Annotated in this window: 11 protein-coding genes and 1 pseudogene; 8 read left to right on the top strand and 4 right to left on the bottom strand. The window is 40.3% G+C overall.

Annotation, left to right across the window (positions count from 1 at the left end; genetic code table 11):
* Positions 1-24: 24 nt before the first annotated feature.
* The 3 genes from ACKPCE_RS03895 to ACKPCE_RS03885 are packed head-to-tail and all read right to left on the bottom strand — an operon-like array spanning position 25 to position 2,097.
* Positions 25-948 carry a carbohydrate kinase family protein gene (locus ACKPCE_RS03895; RefSeq protein WP_319504260.1) on the bottom strand — a complete coding sequence of 308 codons (924 nt, stop codon included), beginning with the start codon at positions 946-948 and terminating at the stop codon, positions 25-27.
* Positions 936-1,541 carry an SIS domain-containing protein gene (locus ACKPCE_RS03890; RefSeq protein WP_024995465.1) on the bottom strand — a complete coding sequence of 202 codons (606 nt, stop codon included), beginning with the start codon at positions 1,539-1,541 and terminating at the stop codon, positions 936-938. The genes ACKPCE_RS03895 and ACKPCE_RS03890 overlap by 13 nt, the downstream gene beginning before the upstream one ends.
* The gene (locus ACKPCE_RS03885) at positions 1,534-2,097 is read right to left on the bottom strand and encodes an LOG family protein (protein WP_277639961.1); all 564 of its coding nucleotides are present in this window, start codon (positions 2,095-2,097) and stop codon (positions 1,534-1,536) included. The genes ACKPCE_RS03890 and ACKPCE_RS03885 overlap by 8 nt, the downstream gene beginning before the upstream one ends.
* Before the next feature lie 104 nt (positions 2,098-2,201).
* Here ACKPCE_RS03885 and ACKPCE_RS03880 point away from each other — a divergent pair, with 104 nt between their 5' ends.
* Positions 2,202-3,422: a M16 family metallopeptidase gene (locus ACKPCE_RS03880; protein WP_319504259.1), complete on the top strand. Its 1,221-nt coding sequence runs from the start codon at positions 2,202-2,204 to the stop codon at positions 3,420-3,422.
* Positions 3,423-3,525: 103 nt separating this feature from the next.
* Here ACKPCE_RS03880 and ACKPCE_RS03875 read toward each other — a convergent pair whose 3' ends face one another.
* On the bottom strand, positions 3,526-4,782 hold the full coding sequence (locus tag ACKPCE_RS03875) for a carboxypeptidase-like regulatory domain-containing protein (RefSeq protein ID WP_319504258.1): 1,257 nt from the start codon (positions 4,780-4,782) through the stop codon (positions 3,526-3,528).
* A gap of 175 nt (positions 4,783-4,957) precedes the next feature.
* Here ACKPCE_RS03875 and ACKPCE_RS03870 point away from each other — a divergent pair.
* The 7 genes and pseudogenes from ACKPCE_RS03870 to ACKPCE_RS03840 all read left to right on the top strand — a co-directional run bounded on the left by ACKPCE_RS03870 (position 4,958) and on the right by ACKPCE_RS03840 (position 18,514).
* Positions 4,958-6,603 (top strand): annotated as a pseudogene (locus ACKPCE_RS03870) (DUF6377 domain-containing protein).
* Positions 6,604-6,814: 211 nt separating this feature from the next.
* Positions 6,815-9,796 (top strand): SusC/RagA family TonB-linked outer membrane protein, encoded by a 2,982-nt coding sequence (locus ACKPCE_RS03865; RefSeq protein ID WP_319504257.1) that lies wholly within the window; start codon positions 6,815-6,817, stop codon positions 9,794-9,796.
* A gap of 20 nt (positions 9,797-9,816) precedes the next feature.
* Positions 9,817-11,346, top strand: a complete 1,530-nt coding sequence (locus ACKPCE_RS03860) for a RagB/SusD family nutrient uptake outer membrane protein (protein ID WP_319504256.1) — start codon at positions 9,817-9,819, stop codon at positions 11,344-11,346.
* A gap of 23 nt (positions 11,347-11,369) precedes the next feature.
* Positions 11,370-12,878 carry an endo-1,6-beta-glucanase gene (locus ACKPCE_RS03855; RefSeq protein WP_407654949.1) on the top strand — a complete coding sequence of 503 codons (1,509 nt, stop codon included), beginning with the start codon at positions 11,370-11,372 and terminating at the stop codon, positions 12,876-12,878.
* Positions 12,879-12,889: 11 nt separating this feature from the next.
* The gene (locus ACKPCE_RS03850) at positions 12,890-14,254 is read left to right on the top strand and encodes a DUF5125 domain-containing protein (protein ID WP_319504255.1); all 1,365 of its coding nucleotides are present in this window, start codon (positions 12,890-12,892) and stop codon (positions 14,252-14,254) included.
* A 62-nt stretch (positions 14,255-14,316) separates the two neighbouring features.
* A complete protein-coding gene (locus ACKPCE_RS03845; protein ID WP_319504254.1) occupies positions 14,317-16,257 on the top strand; it encodes a sialate O-acetylesterase in 1,941 nt (646 codons plus the stop codon).
* 40 nt (positions 16,258-16,297) lie between these two features.
* On the top strand, positions 16,298-18,514 hold the full coding sequence (locus ACKPCE_RS03840; protein ID WP_319504253.1) for a glycoside hydrolase family 3 C-terminal domain-containing protein: 2,217 nt from the start codon (positions 16,298-16,300) through the stop codon (positions 18,512-18,514).
* Positions 18,515-18,551 lie beyond the last annotated feature (37 nt).

Here is an 18,551-nt window from a genome sequence, read left to right as displayed (position 1 = left end):
TGAAACACGCATACGGTTTCTCTTTTATTTTTTGTAGGCTTCTGCAAACTCAACAGAGATGCTGTTGTTGAAGCTTTTGCAAACTTCGGCTGAAAAATCTTTCCCACAAGCTATAACCTTGTCCCACTGGGCATCATCAAGATTGTCCAGATCCCGTAATCTGACATCATATTTGAGCAGTCCGTAAATAAGACCCGCATTAAAGTTGTCTCCAGCTCCAATTGTACTCACAGCTTGCAATGGAGTTACAGAATACTCTTTTGATAAACAATTGGTACGCAATGTAATATTGTTTGCACCCGATGTGCAGATAAAGTTAGGGCAATAAAATTTTATTTTGTCCTTGTATACTTTATCAACATCTTGCAGTCCATACATATAGAAGAAGTCTTCTGATGAGCCTCTGACAATATGAGCATATTCTAAATTTTCTATAAGGGTAGGAGCCAGTTTCATGGCTTCATCTTTATGTGTGCTCCTGAAATTAGGATCATAGTAGATAATGGCTTTTCGTTCTTTTGCTAACTCAAGTAGCTCGGTCATTTTATCTCGAAGAACCGGGTTTAAGGCATAAAAAGAGCCGAAAACAACAATATCATCTTCATTAATTTGCGGAAAAATTACATCCAATCGTTGTTTGGGATATTCTTTATAAAAAATGTACTCCGCATCACCTTTATCGTTTAGAAATGCTAAAGATACTGGTGATTTACCGTCAGGAAACACATTTACGTGATCTGTTGATATCCCGTTTTCCTGCATAAAGTCAAGAATGGTTCTTCCAACCCGGTCATTGCCAGTTTCGCTTATAAAACGTACATCCACACCCATTCTCCCCAAGGAAATCATGCCGTTGAAGACGGAACCTCCCGGAACAGCAGCCGATGGCTTGTCTTTTTTGAAAATGATGTCGAGAATGGTTTCTCCTATTCCGATTACTTTACGCATAGTTCTCTTGATTTTTCACCTAAATAACCTCCATGATGACGTTTGGAATATTCTTCGATTGTGAATTTTGTTTGCTTCATAGTCTGAACAACCAATATATCTCCTATTACAGTCATCACAGTTGTAGACGTGGTTGGAGTCATGCCCAATGTGCAAACTTCATCGGGTTTACCGGTACAAAGGCATACGTCCGACTCTTTGGCAAGTGGACTGTCGGCATTTCCGGTAATGACAATAAACTTCAGATTACGATTCAGATTGTGAGCCAATTGGGTGAGTTCAACAATCTCCCTTGTCTTGCCCGAGTTAGATATAAGTAACAGCAAGTCATTTTCTTGCAAAATACCCAAATCACCGTGTTGTGCCTCGCTAGGATGCAAAAAAACAGAAGGAACTCCTGTGGAGCAGAAAGTTGTGGCAATGTTCATGGCTATTTGACCGGCCTTACCCATACCTGAAGTGACCAGCTTTCCTTTCTTTCGGTGTATTTGCTCTACAATAAGTTCAACCGCTTTTTCGTATGCATCAGTTACCGGAATGTTAAGAACGGCATTTGCCTCTTTCTGCAAGAGAGTTTGAATCGATTCAATCATTATTATCAGTTAAATTAGGTTTTTTCAAGATGTTTATCAGTTCGTTGAATGAATTTGCTACCAAGTAGTACTCATTCTTTTCTAATCCACGTATGAATTGGGCTTGAGCCATCTGCTGCAAAGCTTTCAGTAAAGTATCATAAAAGCCGTTTACATTATAAAAGATGACTTTTTTGTGATGGTATCCTATGGTTGAGGCTGCCATTACATGGAAAACCTCGTCTAACGTACCAATTCCACCCGGAAGAGCTACAAGTATATCAGACTCTTCAACAATAACGTCTTTTCGGTCACTCAGGTTAACTGTGTGTATCAGTCTGTCGGGAAGAGTACTTACTTTGCCATTCTTTTCGAGTATCTTAGGAACAACTCCTATGAGTGTAGCTCCGTTTGCCTTAGCTGCCGAAGCAATGTCCTCCATCAATCCTAAATTTGCTCCTCCGTATATAATTGTCTTTTTTTCTTTACCTAACCACTCGCCAAGTTGACGCGTAGTTTCCACATATACAGAGGGTAATCTGTTGGATGCAGAGCAAAATATTCCTATCTTTTCCATTAAGCTTGATGTATTATAGCCTGCAAATATCTGCAATTTCCTATAAATGGCAATAAGTTTTGTTGTATTTTTGTGCCCTTGTACCAATAACCAATTAGAAAACAATGAATTATAATCAGTATACATTGCCCAATGGACTTCGCATCATTCATGAATCGTCGGTCTCAAAAGTAACTTATGCCGGCTTTGCTGTAGATGCAGGTACCCGCGACGAGAGCTCCTCTGAGCAGGGAATGGCCCATTTGGTTGAGCATCTTATTTTTAAAGGTACTACTCACCGGCGCGCATGGCATATCTTAAACCGCATGGAAAATGTAGGAGGAGATTTGAATGCATATACCAACAAAGAAGAAACAGTCCTTTACGCATCGTTCCTGACAGAAGATTTGGACCGAGCGGTAGAGCTTATGAGTGATATGGTGTTTCACTCAACCTTTCCCGATCATGAACTTGATAAAGAAAAAGAGGTCATTTTAGATGAGATCCAATCATACGAAGATAATCCTTCCGAACTTATTTTCGATGACTTCGAAGACATGATTTTCAAGGATCATTCCTTAGGGCGTAACATTCTAGGAAACCCTCAATCGCTGAACCAGATAACGCGTGAAGATATTATACGTTTCTGGAGCAATTATTATCAACCATCCAATATGGTCTTTTTTGTTCTTGGAAATGTTGATTTCAAGAAAGTAATACGTTTGGCAGAGAAGTATACGGGGCACTTGACATTGAGCGATCGGATTTCCGAACGCATTATGCCGCCCCTTTATGTTCCTCAGCATAAATTGATCCATAAAGAGACACATCAGGCTCATGTAATGGTTGGCAACCGAGGATATGATGCGCATAACAACAAGCGTACGGGTTTATATTTATTGAATAACATGCTTGGAGGTCCCGGCATGAATAGCCGTTTGAATGTTTCTTTGCGTGAGCGTAAAGGCCTTGTTTACAGTGTGGAATCTAATTTGACTTCGTACACGGATACAGGTATTTTCTGCATTTATTTTGGTACAGATCCCAATGATGTTGACCGGTGTTTGACCCTCACGTACAAGGAATTGAAGAAGTTATGTGATTTGAAATTGACACCTTCTCAACTTGCAGCGGCCAAAAAGCAATTGATTGGGCAAATCGGAGTGGCCTCCGATAATAACGAGAATAACGCTTTGGGAATGGCTAAGACCTTCCTTCATTATAACAGATACGAAGCATCCGAGGCCGTTTATAAACGAATAGAAAGCATTACTTCATCAGAATTGCTTGAAATTGCTAATGAGTTGTTTGGGGAGGAGCAGCTTTCAACACTCATTTATAAGTAAAACCAAAGCCTGTTGAGTTGCGTAATAAAATGAATCTCTGAAAAGATAATTCACATTCATCTCCTCAGAGATTCACAAGAGAGAATCACCAACACAAAATCAACTATTTATAGCTTTTTTTGAGCTTGTTGACTGCATTTTCCAATGATTCAGTCGGCTCAATAATGTTGTAGCTTTCCCAGAAATTTCCATCATAAAAATTCAATACCTTCTCTGAAAGAACTTGATTGGCCTTGAAACTTTCCCTATAAGTGATGGTAGATGCAGCATTGTCGAGCCGGTCAGTCATTACCATTTCAGAGATAACAGTGTATCCCGTCGAGAAGAGTTTACGTTTCCAGTCACACTTAAATTTTATTTCAGTACGCACATAATTCAAATAAGTGCGTCCGCCCATTTGTCTGTAAGTAACCAGATAAGATAAGTTTTCGGGTTTAAATCGGAGTCCAACCGGCTTACTTCGTAGAATAAGAGACGTGGCCTTGATCTTATCACGCATGTCGAGTGCAAACTCCATGCGTGTAATGGCCTGAGTTTCCCTATCAATATACAGTGTACCCTGATACAATGGTTCATCCAGCATCATACGCGGTTCAAAACGAATAGCATAATGTGGTCTGTTGTCAATGTTTACGTAATCATTGAATGTATAATTGTAATACATCAAACAATCCTTGCTGAGCAACACATCCGGATTTTTAACCATATCGATAAAGATTGCCTGTGTGGGGCCTCCCAATAGTTTAATGGCAAGAGTATCTCCTTCGTGGGGACTTAACAACCGTCTTCCTTTGAAAACTTTCACTCTATCTTTGCTGATATCTTCCGTGTAGGCCGATTTGTAGACGTTGATTACCGCTTCACAGATACTGATGTATTTTTTTCTTTTTTGAGAAGCTTCTCTGTAAAATCCAGTGTACATGGCAGGCTTGTCGTTGTAATTTTCCGGGATACGCACCAATGCCTGTTCAACGATTTTGCGTGCATCTACCGGCTTTACTACCACCTCATTTAACACCACAGTATTCGGCGTAATATAAATCACCCTATCATCTACATCTTTCTGATTGATATGAATAGTGGCCGTTTCGTAACCGATGTGTGATATCTCTATAAGATGCGCATGCAAGCTTTTCTTTACTTTCAGCGTAAAGGCTCCATCAGAGTTTGTAATGGTACCCACATTACTTCCGGGCACAGAAACGTTTACGTATTCGAGCGGACGTTTATTCTTTTGGCTTTTTACGATTCCGCTGATTACAAATACATCCTCATTCTCTTGGGCACGTATAGAGTGATTCGTTAAACTGAATAGAAAAACGATGAAGAGGATAATGGAGGAGTTTACAGACATTTTCATGGTGGAATGATTTAAAGGTCAATAATCCGTAAATGCTTGTCTTTCAATACATAAACAAATTGAAGAATCGCTTTGTTGAATGGGTGCCCCAGATAAAATCACTGAATTTGGTCTCAGAACAGACAAATGTTACTATATTTGCCCTATACCTATCTTGTATAGTATGAAAACAAAGATGTTTAAAATGAAAACAAGGCTCTTTTTTGCCTTTTTGGTGTTTAGTCCCTCCTATATATGTGCAGGTAATGAGGTCGATTCCCTGCTGAATGAACTCGATAAAATTATTGCTGTTCATCGTTCTTTCAGTATGAAGAAAGAAGTGCGTATTGATGAACTCAAAAGGAATACCCCACCTGCTACTTCCCTTACATCTTTGTATGATAGGAATAGGAAGCTTTACAAAGAGTATAGGGCTTATATTTGTGATTCAGCTATTCATTATCTAAATAAGAATATTGAGTTAGCCGGTAAAATGAACGATCGCATGAAGCAAGATGAAAGTAAGCTTTTGCTGTCCTATCAGCTGGCGTCTTCAGGGATGTATAAAGAGGCCGTAGATATTCTCGAAAGTATTGATCGTGGTACTATAAACGCTCGGTTTCTTACAGATTATTATTCTTGCTTCGATCATGTGTACGGTGAATTGGCCTTTTATACGCAAGATAAGGTTAGTTCTGCAGGTTACCGAAAAATATCTGATGCGTACAAAGATTCTCTTTTCCATGTGGTTGATCATTCTACGGATTTGTATCTGTCAATGAAAGAAACAGCCTATAGAGACAATAGTGAATTTGCCGAAGCACTTCAAGTAAATGATATGCGGCTCTCCAAAGTTAAGTCTGGAACACCGGAGTATGCTTTGATAACATTTCATAGAGCCCTGGCTTTTCAACAAAATGGTGATCGGAATCAAGAAAAGAAATTTCTGGCTCTTTCGGCTCTTTCAGATATTCAATCGGCTATAAAAGACCATGCTTCCTTATGGATGCTGGCGCAGTTACTTTATGAAGACGGAGATGTGGAGCGGGCTTATCATTACATACGCTTTTCCTGGGATGAAACTAATTTTTATAATGCACGTTTAAGAAGCTTGCAAAGTGCAGGTATTCTATCTCTTATAGATAAAACGTATCAGGCAAAAATAGAACGACAGAATAGGCAGTTAGAGAATTACCTGATACTGATTAGTGCATTGGTTATTCTGTTATTTGTTGCTTTGGCATACATTTATTGTCAGATGAAAAAACTTTCGGTAGCAAGGAATAACCTCCAGCAAGTTAACGAACAACTTAAGGCATTAAATGAGGAGCTGAAACAGATAAATGGCTGCTTGCAGTCAACCAATATAGAACTTTCTGAGTCCAACCAAATTAAAGAAGAGTACATTGGCCGTTTTATCAAGTTATGCTCTACTTACATAGACAAGTTGGATGCTTATCGTCGTATGGTCAGTAAGAAAATATCGGGTGGCCAGACTGCTGAACTTTTGCGCATTGCACGCTCTCAAGATACACTCGACTTGGAGTTGAAAGAACTATATGACAACTTTGACTCCGCTTTCTTGCAATTGTTTCCTGATTTTGTGAAACGATTCAATGAATTGTTGCAACCCGATGCTGCTATCCTACCTAAAAAAGGAGAATTGCTTAATACGGAATTACGTATTTTTGCTCTTGTTCGCCTAGGTATTGAAGATAGTTCGCAGATAGCCGAGTTTTTGCGTTATTCAGTCAATACCATTTATAATTATCGCGCTAAAGTGAAGAATAAAGCCCAGGTTTCGCGTGATGACTTGAAAATATGGTTCGTAATATTCGCTAATATCTTTGTATTTCATCCACTTTTTAAGCCTGTTTTTATTTTATAATTAGCTTATAATCAGCTTTTTATGTTCTGGCTGTATCCACTATTTCTTTCATCGGACCAAAGCACCTCTCTCTTTTTGCTTAGTTTTGTGTCCATTGATTCGCTTGGCATACATCATGCTAACGGGTTAAAGTAAACTTTGATTTTCAAACTTAAATTAATGCTTATGAAAAAGAGTAAGCGGAGCTGCCGCTTTATAGCTCGAAAGTTTTTTATTGCTTTCTCGGCAATATTCTTCTCATTGGGGGCATTCGCCCAACAGTTAAGTGTATCCGGACTTGTGTCTGATACTTCGAAAGAACCTCTTATCGGGGTAAGTGTTCTTGAAAAAGGAACTTCCAATGGTACAATTACCGACATAGAGGGACGTTTCTCCCTGAATACAAAAGAAAATGCAGTTTTGGTTTTCTCGTATGTCGGCTACAAAACGATGGAGAAAAAAGTCACTTCGCAAATGTCAGTCACACTTCAGGAAGACGCTGAAATGCTTGAGGAAGTAGTTGTTATTGGCTATGGAACAGTACAACGTAAAGATGTAACGACTGCTATTTCTACAGTATCTACAAAAGATTTGATAGAAAGACCAATCACCTCTGCCGGACAAGCCATCCAAGGTAAAGTGGCTGGTATCTCTGTCATTCAACCCAGTGGTATGCCTGGTGGAGAGCTATCCATTCGTGTACGAGGAACTACCTCATTAAATGCCAGCAATGATCCGTTGTATGTAGTTGACGGAGTTCCTGTAGATAAGATTGACTTTCTAGCTCCCAATGATATTGCCAGCATGCAAGTGATGAAAGATGCTTCATCGGCTGCTATTTATGGTTCGCGTGCAGCGAATGGGGTCGTTCTTATTACAACTAAAACAGGACAAAAAGGAGTTGCTAAGGTATCTTTGAATGTGCAATATGGTATTGACAAAGTGATTGATAACGTCAAAGTACTGAATACACAAGAATACGTAGAATTGCAAAGAGAGCTTGGAAATACCTCTTTACCCGATGGCTTAACAGATCAAACAGATTGGTTCGATGAAGCTTATCAGATAGGACATACTCAAAGTTATCAGGCTTCTGTTTCTGACGGTTCTGATCGGTTAAAGTATTTTCTGTCCGGAGGTTATTTGGATCAAAAAGGAACTTTAGATGCGGCCTTTTTCAAACGTTATAATTTCAGAGGTAATATAGAAAATGATGTAAGAAAATGGTTGAAACTATCAGCTAATATTTCTTATTCTAGTACCATAAAGAATGATTTAATCACGGGCCAAGGTTCAAACCGTGGTGGTGTTGTGCTATCAGTTATCAACACACCTACTTATGCACCTATATGGAATCCGAGCAATCCGGAACAATATAACGATAACTTTTACGGTGCAAATCTTACTCATCCGTTAGAAAATATGGAGCGTAGTAGAAACAATAAACAGAAGGAAGACCGTATAATTCTATCCGGAAGTGCGTTGATTACTTTCATGCCGGAGCTGAATTTTAAATCTTCTTTTAGCTTAGATCGTAGAAATGGACTTGATACAAACTTTCTTGATCCTCAGAAGACTAGTTGGGGAAGACAGAATTTTGGTATTGGTAGTGATGAAAGAAACAGGAATACAGTAATAACGATAGATAATGTGGCTACGTTTAATAAACGTATTGCTAAACATGCTTTTGAAGCCATGTTGGGTACTTCATATACCAAATCGGAATACTTAAATAGTTGGATTAACGGAACAAATTACAGATCAAGTGATATTGAAACGCTCAATGCGGCGAATAAGATAGATTGGAATAATACGGGTACTGCAGGTGAGGAATGGGGAATCATGTCTTATTTCGGTCGCGTTGCTTATAATTATGATAGTAAATATCTGCTTACGATCAACATGCGTCGTGACGGATCATCCAGATTGCATCCAGATAGTCGTTGGGGAACATTTCCCTCTATGTCGGCCGGATGGAGAATTTCTTCTGAGAAATTCATGGAAAGCTATTCTTGGATTGACGATTTGAAAATACGTGCAGGTTGGGGTAAAACAGGAAACCAGTCGGGTATTCCCAATTATGCTTATTTACAGAAATATTCGATACAGCGTTTGGCCTGGTTTGAAGAAGGAAAAGAGAATGTTCTTCCTACTATTTCTCCTGCTAACCTAAGAGCAACAGACCTGAAATGGGAAACAACTACACAAACAAATATTGGTATTGACTTTACTGCTTTTAGTAGTCGGTTAAATATTACACTGGATTATTATTTCAAGAAAACAACGGATATGTTGATGTATGTAACGATGCCTTCAACCGGAGCTAGCTCGATTTCTACCATTCAGCGCAATAACGCTGCCATGGAGAATAAAGGGTTTGAGATAGCTGTTGGAACCAAGAATTTGCAGGGAGCTTTGGCATGGGATACCGACTTTAATATCTCATTCAATAAGAACAAGCTAACTGAATTAATGTATATGCCTTTCGTGGAATCGGGCTTGACCAGTGACCATGTAAATGCCCGAGTAGTTCGTAATCAGCCAGGGCGTCCGTTGAGTAGCTTCTATGGTTACATCAGTGACGGTGTAGATCCCGAAACCGGTAATCTTATATATCGCGATTTGGATAATAATGGTAAAGGTGGAAATCCCGGTGATCAGACATTTATTGGAGATCCTAATCCTGATTTTACTTTTGGTATGACTAATAATCTTTCTTGGAAGAACTTCAACCTGAACATTTTCCTTCAAGGTTCTTATGGTAATGATGTGTATAATGCATCACGCATGGAAACAGAAGGTATGTTTGATGCAAAGAACCAAACGGCTGTTGTGCTTAATAGATGGAAAATACCCGGACAAATCACCAATGTACCTAAAGCTGGTTTTAACATCAAGAATTCTACTTATTTTGTGGAAGACGGTAGTTATTTGCGTGTAAAAACAGTCACATTATCCTATAATGTCAAGAGTAAGTTTCTGTCAAGAGCAGGAATTACCCGTTTGCAACCTTATTTCACGGCCAATAATCTGCTGACACTGACTAGTTATTCTGGCATGGATCCCGAGGTAAACCAATTTGGCAATAGCGGTGATGCACAAGGTATAGACTGGGGAACTTACCCTCACAGCAAATCATTTGTGTTCGGTATTAATGTTGATTTTTAATTTTAAATTTGATGAGAAAGATGAAACGAAATAATATAGGAAAGATCATATTGGGTGGAGCTATTACTTTGGCAGTTGCATCCTGTTCGTTGGACTTCGATCCGATATCTGATTATTCCGATGTCACAGAAGGAATAACTGATACAGGGAAAGAGGTGGTTTTTAAAGATAAAAAAGCTGTAGACGAACATTTAAAACTCCTCTACACAGAATTGAGAAACCAAGAATGGTATATTGATAAAATGCTGATGGCGGAAAGTCACTCTGACAATGCTTATGCAGGTGCATTTAATGCCGAGGTATTGCCTTACGAAGACAACTCTCTTGATGCAACAAACAGTGTATTGGAGAGAGATTGGAATCGTTATTTGAATCAGGTTGGACTTGCCAATAAGTTGGTAATTTATGCAGATAGTGTTGCCGATAAATCGTTGAGTGACACCGAGGTGAAGAACTATCAGGCACAAGGAATGATATTTCGTTCGTTGATTTACTTTGATATGGTTCGCCTTTGGGGAAATATTCCTGTCGTAACGAAAGTTGCTCCTAATATTACCAGCGAAAATTTCGATGAAGTATATAAATTATATTTTCCTTCGCAAACCCCCGAAATAGATACTTATAAGCAAATAGAATCAGATTTGTTATTTGCAGTACAAAATGCGCCCGATTACAATCCGGCAGATAAAAGAGTGATGACAAAAACTGTAGCCCGCGCATTACTAGCCAAACTATATGCCGAAAAGCCGCTGAGAGATTATGAAAAAGTGATTAAATACGCAGATGATGTTGCCAAAGACGGCCCTCAACTTGTAGACGATTTCAGTGTGCTTTTTGGTATGAAGAAGGATGAAGAAGGCAATTACATTGATGCAAAAGCCCGTAATACTAGCGAGTCCCTATTGGAAGCTCATTTTGTGGCGGGCGACAATAATTGGTGCTACATGATGTTTGGTCGTAATCTTCTGAATTGGGACGAAAATTTCAGCTGGAATAAGTGGGTTACGCCTTCACGTGATTTAATAAAGCTTTATGAATCGGAAGGAGATGTGGAACGCTTCCAGGAGTCGATTGTTTATTATGAATGCGGATGGTCTCTGTATTATCCTAAAGATCATTACCCTTTCATGTACAAATGTCGTTCGTCGCAAAGTAGTATTATTTGGATGCGCTATGCTGATATTCTTTTGCTTAAGGCTGAAGGACTGATCATGCGTTCATCTCCTGATTTAACAGCAGCAGCAAATATTATTGATGAAATACGTACTAAACGCAAATTGCCCAAATTACCGGCTAATATAAAGGGAAATAAGGAAGACATGCTTAATGCTTTGTTGAAAGAACGACGCATGGAACTGGCTTTCGAAGGGCAACGTTGGTTTGATTTGGTCAGATTAGATAAAGTGGAAAGCGTAATGAATGCTGTTTATTCCAAAGACTCAGGAAGAAGAGCTCTCCAAGAGACTTTTACTGAGAATTCTTATCGGTTACCGATACCGCTGAAAATACTTCAGACAAATTCAAATCTGGTTCAAAATAAAGGCTATTAGCCAATAATTAACTACTGACAAGCATGAATAAGCTAAAAAGCATAAGATGGTTTGCATTATTGTTTCTCATTATGACAGGATGCAGTACCGGTAAAGGTAATACATTAGATCCTGACCAAGAAATCGTAAAGGGAGAGGTAGTAACAGCTTATGTTACTACCGCGACCCGCTCATCTGAATTTGTCCCCAAAGAAATATCTTTTAGTGATAGAGTAGACAATATGTCGCCCTTTACCATTACACTTGTTTCCGGCAAGAAATATCAGACGATGGACGGCTTCGGAACTGCTATTACCGGTTCTTCAGCTTTCAATTTATTGAAGATGTCGTCTTCTGACAGAAATGCTTTTTTGAAGAAAACCTTCTCTGAATCAGACGGTATGGGGCAGAGCTATGTAAGAATCGCTATCGGCTGTTCCGACTTTTCCCTTAGCGAATATACTTGCTGTGATCAAAAAGGTATTGAGCATTTTGCTTTGCAAGAAGAAGAATTGAAATACATTATTCCTGTATTGAAAGAGATATTAGCAATCAACCCTCAACTAAAAATCATGGGTACGCCTTGGACGCCCCCCACCTGGATGAAGGTTAATAACCTCAAAGATTTGAAGCCTTTTGAATCATGGACAAGTGGCCAGTTAAATCCTGCCTACTATCAGGATTATGCCACTTATTTTGTGAAATGGATTAAAGCGATGGAGGAACATGGTATTCCTATCTATTCGGTTACTCCTCAGAATGAACCGTTGAATAGGGGAAATTCGGCATCTATGTATATGGGATGGGAAGAACAGAATGCTTTTATTAAAAATGCACTTGGCCCGAAATTCAAACAAGAGGGAATCAATACCAAGATTTACTTGTATGACCACAATTATGATTATGACAATCATAAAGAAGAGACCAAGGATCAGATGCAGTATCCGTTACATATTTACGCAGATGCCCAAACGGCAACCTTTGTTGCAGGCGCAGCTTATCATAATTATGGAGGCGATAAATCGGAGTTACTCACTATTCATAATGCCAATCCTGATAAAGAGTTGATCTTTACCGAAACATCTATCGGAGAGTGGAATGACGGTAGGAACTTTGAAAAGCGCTTGATAGAAGATATGGAAGAAGTGGCACTGGGTACGGTAAACAATTGGTGCAAGGCTGTCATTGTCTGGAATTTAATGTTGGATTCAGAAAAAGGACCTTTCAGACCCGGCGGATGCAATTCTTGCTTTGGTGCAGTAGATATTGATAAAGCAACTTATAAAACCATTATTTGCAATTCTCACTATTTTATTATCGGACATTTATCTTCTGTTGTAAAACCCGGAGCTGTTCGTATTGGTACTTCCGGATACACAGACAAGGAATTGGTTTATTCTGCTTTTAGGAATGCGGATAACAGTTATGCGTTCATCGTACTTAACAAATCGTCAATGCCTAAAAAAATAAACTTATATGATGGCGAAAAGAGCTTTGTGCATGAAGTGCCTGCTAAAGCTGTTGTTTCTTACCGATGGTTAACTAACAAATAAAAATTCTAATTATGAAATTACTTACATATAAACTCCTTTTTTTGTTCTCTGTCATCTTGTTGGCATCATGTTCTGACGATGATGAGAAGGCAGCGGGAAATCCCGTAATGGATATCAAGTCTGAATTCACTAATGCCATGTATGGTGATAGTTTGCCTTTTACTGTCAGTGTAACCGATGAGGTTCCCCTATCTACATTAAAGGCCCGAATTTATTACGGAGAAGAAAAGGTTTCCGAAGTAGTGCTCAGAACCAAAACCAATGGTTCTTATTCCGGTAAAATTTATGTTCCATTCTTTAAAGATACCCCCGATGGAAAGGCTAAACTGGAGTTCACGTTACAAAACATCAATTTTACGTTGACTAATAAAACGTATGATTTAACAGTGACGCGTCCGGTGTTTCCTTACTTAACTTTTGTGACAGCTAGTAAAGAGTATAAAATGCTTCACAAGAGTGGTCACAATTATGAATTAACAGAAACGCTCCCTCAGAAAATAAAAGGCTACATAAAAGCTCCCAAAACAACCTCTAATAGCAATGAACTTACTTTCGGTTGGGAAAGCGGTGCGATTGCTTTTGGTTCAACCGAGCCTATTACTTTTTCTAATTTGACTGCAGGTGAATATACCATTTCGTTCAATACACAGGATTACTCTGCGGCACCGTTTATCGTAGCGTATGTAGTTAACGGGGTGAAGATGGAGAAATTAGCTGAAGGTGATACGGAAGATCGTTATAAACGCGATTTGGCATTGAAGCAAGGAGATGAAGTACGTGTTGAAGGGATCGATGATTTTAATGAATGGTGGATAGACCCTGATTTCTTAACAAAAGATGGAGATAAACTAACCTTTAAACCGATTGATGGCGACTACCGTATTATTGCCGACTTTGTACGCAGATATTTGAAAGTGGAGGTGATGTCGGGCACTGCTCCGGCCAGTCTGAAAGAAGACGGTACCGGTGCTATATGGATTGTTGGCGACGGTGTTGGTAAACCTGCTTTAAAATATGCCCCAAGTTGGAACCCATCTATGGGCATTTGTATGGCTCCCATGGGCAATGGCAAATACCGGGCTAGCTTTGTTGCGGGTGAAATGATTAGTGCAAGCAACATCAATTTCGTGTTTATTCATCAGAAAGACTGGGGCACCGGCTTTAAAGGCTCTGAAACTGTTTCGGGTGGTGACAGAACACTGGAGGTGGTGAGTGATCTTATCTTGATTGGAGAAGGTCAGAATGTAAACGGTGTTGACAATGGTAACTTAGCCTTGATAAAAGACAAAAGCCTCACCGAAGGTAAAACCTATGTTTTTGAAATTGAGGCTCCTGCCGGACTTGTAGGTTGTAAGCTGACCATCACGGAAAAATAAAGAACCGTTAGGAATAGGTATTAGTTTTTTTAAGGTACAATGAATGCTTGTATAGACTAAGAATGAAAAAGATTAAATTAACTCTCTTGTGCTGTTTCAGTTTGTTCTTAACAAATGTGAGTGCTACTGTGAGACTTCCCCACTTGTTTTCGGATCACATGGTTATGCAGCGAGATCAGCCGGTCAAAATATGGGGATGGGCGGATAAGAACGAAACTATAGAAGTTGTTTTTGGCAGCCAGAGCAAGAGAGTCAAAGCAGATAAAAACGGAAATTGGGCATTATCTCTTGATAAGATGGCTTTTGGCGGTCCATATAGCATGCAGATAAAAGGCCGAAGTAATCATATTACATTGAAGGATATTTATGTAGGAGATGTGTGGCTTTGTTCGGGACAGTCGAATATGGAGATGCCTGTTCATGGTTGGAGTTCCGTTGATAATTATCAGGAAGAAATTAAGAATGCGGACTATCCTCTCATCAGAACGTTCAATGTGACAAAAGGAATGGACGCACAGCCCCGCAATGATTGCGAAGGAATGTGGATGGTCTGTTCTCCTGATCAGGTGGCGGATTTTTCGGCAGTTGCTTATTTCTTTGCCAGGAAACTCAATCTGGAGTTGAATATTCCCATCGGCATTATTAACTCATCATGGGGAGGAACCGAAATAGAATCATGGATTACCCCCGATGCTTACAAGGCTCTGCCCGCAAGGTTCAATGATAAATACGAAGCTGTTGATATGGCCGACTTTGATTCTTTTTTGAAAGAAAACGAAATCAATAAGAGTTTATATCAGAAAGCGATGGATCGTGATCCTGGCGTAAAGGAACAGTGGTACAATCCTTCAACGGATGTTTCATTGTGGGAAAAGATGCTGCTTCCTCAAGTTTGGGAAAATGTATTGGGTAATGTAGACGGTATTGTGTGGTTCAGGCGAACATTTACTTTGCCTAAAGAGGATTCGGGCAAAGACACGGTGATACAACTAGGCCCTATTGATGATGATGATGAAACTTGGCTGAATGGGGTTAAGATAGGAGAAAGCAAAGGCTATGCAATAAATAGGATTTATGAAGTCCCGTCTGAACTTCTTAAAGAAGGAGAAAATACAATCGTAGTGAAGGTATCCGATTATTCAGGAGGTGGTGGCATGTATGGCAATGCCGATGACATGTATATAAAAACCGCCAAAGGACGCTATTCATTAGCAGGAGAATGGTTGTATAAATCCTCTGTTACTAACAAAGCATTCAACTATGTGACGGTTTCACCCAACATGCTTTACGGACTGCTTTACAATGCCATGATTCATCCATTCATATCATTCCCTATTCAGGGGGTTATTTGGTATCAAGGAGAAAGCAATGTGGGATATGCTTATGACTATCGCACTCTATTTCCTGCCATGATTAATTCCTGGCGTTCCAAGTGGGGCCGTGAGTTGCCTTTTTATTGGGTGCAACTAGCCAATTATATGGCTAAAGATGTGAAACCGCGAAGAAGTGAATGGGCCGAACTACGTGAAGCCCAGACAATGACATTGCTACTGCCGCAAACAGGACAAGCTGTCATTACGGATATTGGAGATGGTGATGATCTTCACCCTCGAAACAAGCAGGACGTAGGATTTCGTCTGGCACTAATTGCTTTGAATAAGACATACGGAATGAAAGAGATGACATGTTCCGGCCCTGTTTTCAAGTCAATGAACGTTATAGGTAATAAGGTTTATATTGAATATGATCAAATAGGGAAGGGCTTGTGTGTGAAGAATAAGTATGGCTATATAGAAGGGTTTTCTATTGCTGGTGCCAATCAGCAGTTTGAATGGGCACAGGCTTATTTAGATGGCGACAAAGTGGTAGTTTCTTCCACTCATATTACTCATCCCATAGCAGTACGCTATGCATGGTCTAATAATCCGGATGTGAACTTATATAATAAAGACGGATTGCCTGCAGCCCCTTTCCGAACGGACAACTGGGAGGATAGCAAATAGAAAGAACTGTGTAATAATAGAACTATTAACGTATTAGTTTATGAAAAAGATAAAAAGTTTTTTTTGGGGTGTTTCACTCTTCGCGCTGCCTGTTTTTGCACAGCAGAGGCCAGCGTATCTGGATGTTGACAAGCCTATTGAAGTAAGAGTGGAAGATGCGTTGAGGCGGATGACACTGGAAGAAAAAGTGGCCATGACACATGCACAGTCTAAGTTCAGTTCGCCGGGAGTTCCCCGCTTGGGAATTCCCGAGAATTGGATGACCGACGGGCCGCATGGTATCCGAGCCGAAGTACTTTGGGATGAATGGTATGGTGCCAACTGGACAAATGATTCTTGCATCGCCTTTCCGGCCTTGACTTGTTTGGCGGCTACATGGGATACCGAGATGTCGGCTCTTTATGGGAAAAGTATCGGTGAAGAGGCCCGATATCGCAATAAGAACGTGCTGTTGGGACCGGGTGTAAACATATACCGTACACCACTTAACGGTCGTAATTTTGAATACATGGGAGAAGATCCTTATCTTGCTTCAAAGATGGTGGTTCCCTATATCCGTGAAGTTCAGAAAAACGGTGTTGCCGCTTGTGTGAAACACTTTGCGCTCAATAATCAAGAGATATACAGAGGACATATCAATGTGCAGGTTGACGACCGCGCTCTTCACGAAATTTATTTGCCTGCATTTAAAGCAGCTGTGCATGAAGGACAAGCGTGGGCTATCATGGGGTCGTACAATAAATACAAAGGCGAACACTGCTGCCACAATCAGTACCTGCTCAATGATTTGTTGAAGCGCGACTGGGGTTTTGACGGGGTAGTGGTGTCCGATTGGGGCGGTGTGCATGATACCAAAGAAGCTATTTTTAATGGGCTCGATATGGAATTTGGAAGTTGGACCAATGGTTTGAACTGGGGGCAAAGCAATGCCTACGATAATTATTACCTGGCCCATCCTTATTTGAATTTGATTAAAAAGGGCGAAGTCACCGAAAAAGAACTGAATGATAAGGTCCGCCGCATTCTTAGGTTGGTATTCAGAACCAATATGGCTAAGGAACGTCATTTTGGTTCTTTCGGTACCGAAGAACATGCCTTAGCCGGACGTACCATTGCTCAACAAGGTATTGTACTCTTGCAAAACAAGAAAAATGTGCTGCCTGTTGATGCGTCGAAAGTGAAGCGAGTGCTGGTTGTGGGCGAGAATGCAGTGAAACGGATGACTGTGGGCGGTGGCTCCTCTTCGCTCAAGGCAAAATACGAGGTTTCTCCGCTCGAAGGCATCAAGGCTCGTTTGGGAGATGGAGCGGAAGTTATTTATTCGCCGGGATATGTGTCTCCGGCAGTGAAAGAACAAGATGTGTTAGGAGCAGAAGAGCCTGATAAAATGGAAATTGACGCCGATGCATTACGAAATGATGCGGTGAAATGGGCCAAAGATGCAGATGTAGTCTTTTTTGTGGGTGGTTTAAACAAGAATGATGGTCAAGACTGCGAAGGCAACGACCGGAGTTCGCTGAGTTTACCCTACGAGCAAGATCAACTGATTGCCGAGTTGGCAAAAGCAAATCCTAACACCGTAGTTGTTATCATATCGGGCAATGCTGTTGCCATGCCTTGGGTAAAACAAGTTCCTGCAATTGTTGAGGCTTGGTATAGTGGCACTGAAGCGGGTAATGCATTGGCATCTATTCTGTTTGGTGATGTCAATCCATCGGGTAAGTTACCTTTTACTTTCCCTGCGAGACTGGAAGACAATGGTGCACATGCATTGGGTGAGCATCCCGGCGACAGCATAAACGTGAAGTACAATGAAAGTATTTTTGTTGGCTACCGTTGGGCTGATAAGCAGAAAAAGACCAAGCCGCTGTTCGCATTTGGCCATGGATTGAGTTATACCACCTTTGCATACGGTAAAGCTACTGCCACTAAAAAATCACTTACTGCTGATGAAACAATTACATTCACTGTTCCGGTAAAGAACACTGGTAGCCGTGAAGGTTCTGAAGTCGTTCAGTTGTATATCGGTGATAAGAAATCGGCTTTACCTCGCCCCATCAAGGAGTTAAAAGGCTTTAGTAAGGTGAAGCTTGCCCCGGGCGAAGAGAAGATGGTCAGCTTTACAATAGATAAAACCGACCTTAGCTATTACGATGATACTCAAAATAGATGGGTTGCCGAACCGGGTGTTTTCGAAGCTTTTGTTGGGGCTTCATCGGCTGATATAAGAAGTACCGTTTCTTTTGAATTGAAGTAATCTGCCATGCAGATAATGATTAAGGGGCTATCCGAAA

The organism is Bacteroides graminisolvens, from assembly GCF_963666085.1.
Taxonomy (GTDB): Bacteria; Bacteroidota; Bacteroidia; order Bacteroidales; family Bacteroidaceae; genus Bacteroides; species Bacteroides graminisolvens.
The sequence above is the reverse complement of the archived record's forward strand: the minus strand, read 5'-3'. Positions and strand labels throughout refer to the sequence as shown.

Bases quoted from the DNA above. Each gene is read 5' to 3' on its own strand.
- ACKPCE_RS03895 (WP_319504260.1), bottom strand. From the start codon at position 948: ATGCGTAAAGTAATCGGAATAGGAGAAACCATTCTCGACATCATTTTC.
- ACKPCE_RS03890 (WP_024995465.1), bottom strand. From the start codon at position 1,541: ATGATTGAATCGATTCAAACTCTCTTGCAGAAAGAGGCAAATGCCGTT.
- ACKPCE_RS03885 (WP_277639961.1), bottom strand. From the start codon at position 2,097: ATGGAAAAGATAGGAATATTTTGCTCTGCATCCAACAGATTACCCTCT.
- ACKPCE_RS03880 (WP_319504259.1), top strand. From the start codon at position 2,202: ATGAATTATAATCAGTATACATTGCCCAATGGACTTCGCATCATTCAT.
- ACKPCE_RS03875 (WP_319504258.1), bottom strand. From the start codon at position 4,782: ATGAAAATGTCTGTAAACTCCTCCATTATCCTCTTCATCGTTTTTCTA.
- ACKPCE_RS03865 (WP_319504257.1), top strand. From the start codon at position 6,815: ATGAAAAAGAGTAAGCGGAGCTGCCGCTTTATAGCTCGAAAGTTTTTT.
- ACKPCE_RS03860 (WP_319504256.1), top strand. From the start codon at position 9,817: ATGAAACGAAATAATATAGGAAAGATCATATTGGGTGGAGCTATTACT.
- ACKPCE_RS03855 (WP_407654949.1), top strand. From the start codon at position 11,370: ATGAATAAGCTAAAAAGCATAAGATGGTTTGCATTATTGTTTCTCATT.
- ACKPCE_RS03850 (WP_319504255.1), top strand. From the start codon at position 12,890: ATGAAATTACTTACATATAAACTCCTTTTTTTGTTCTCTGTCATCTTG.
- ACKPCE_RS03845 (WP_319504254.1), top strand. From the start codon at position 14,317: ATGAAAAAGATTAAATTAACTCTCTTGTGCTGTTTCAGTTTGTTCTTA.
- ACKPCE_RS03840 (WP_319504253.1), top strand. From the start codon at position 16,298: ATGAAAAAGATAAAAAGTTTTTTTTGGGGTGTTTCACTCTTCGCGCTG.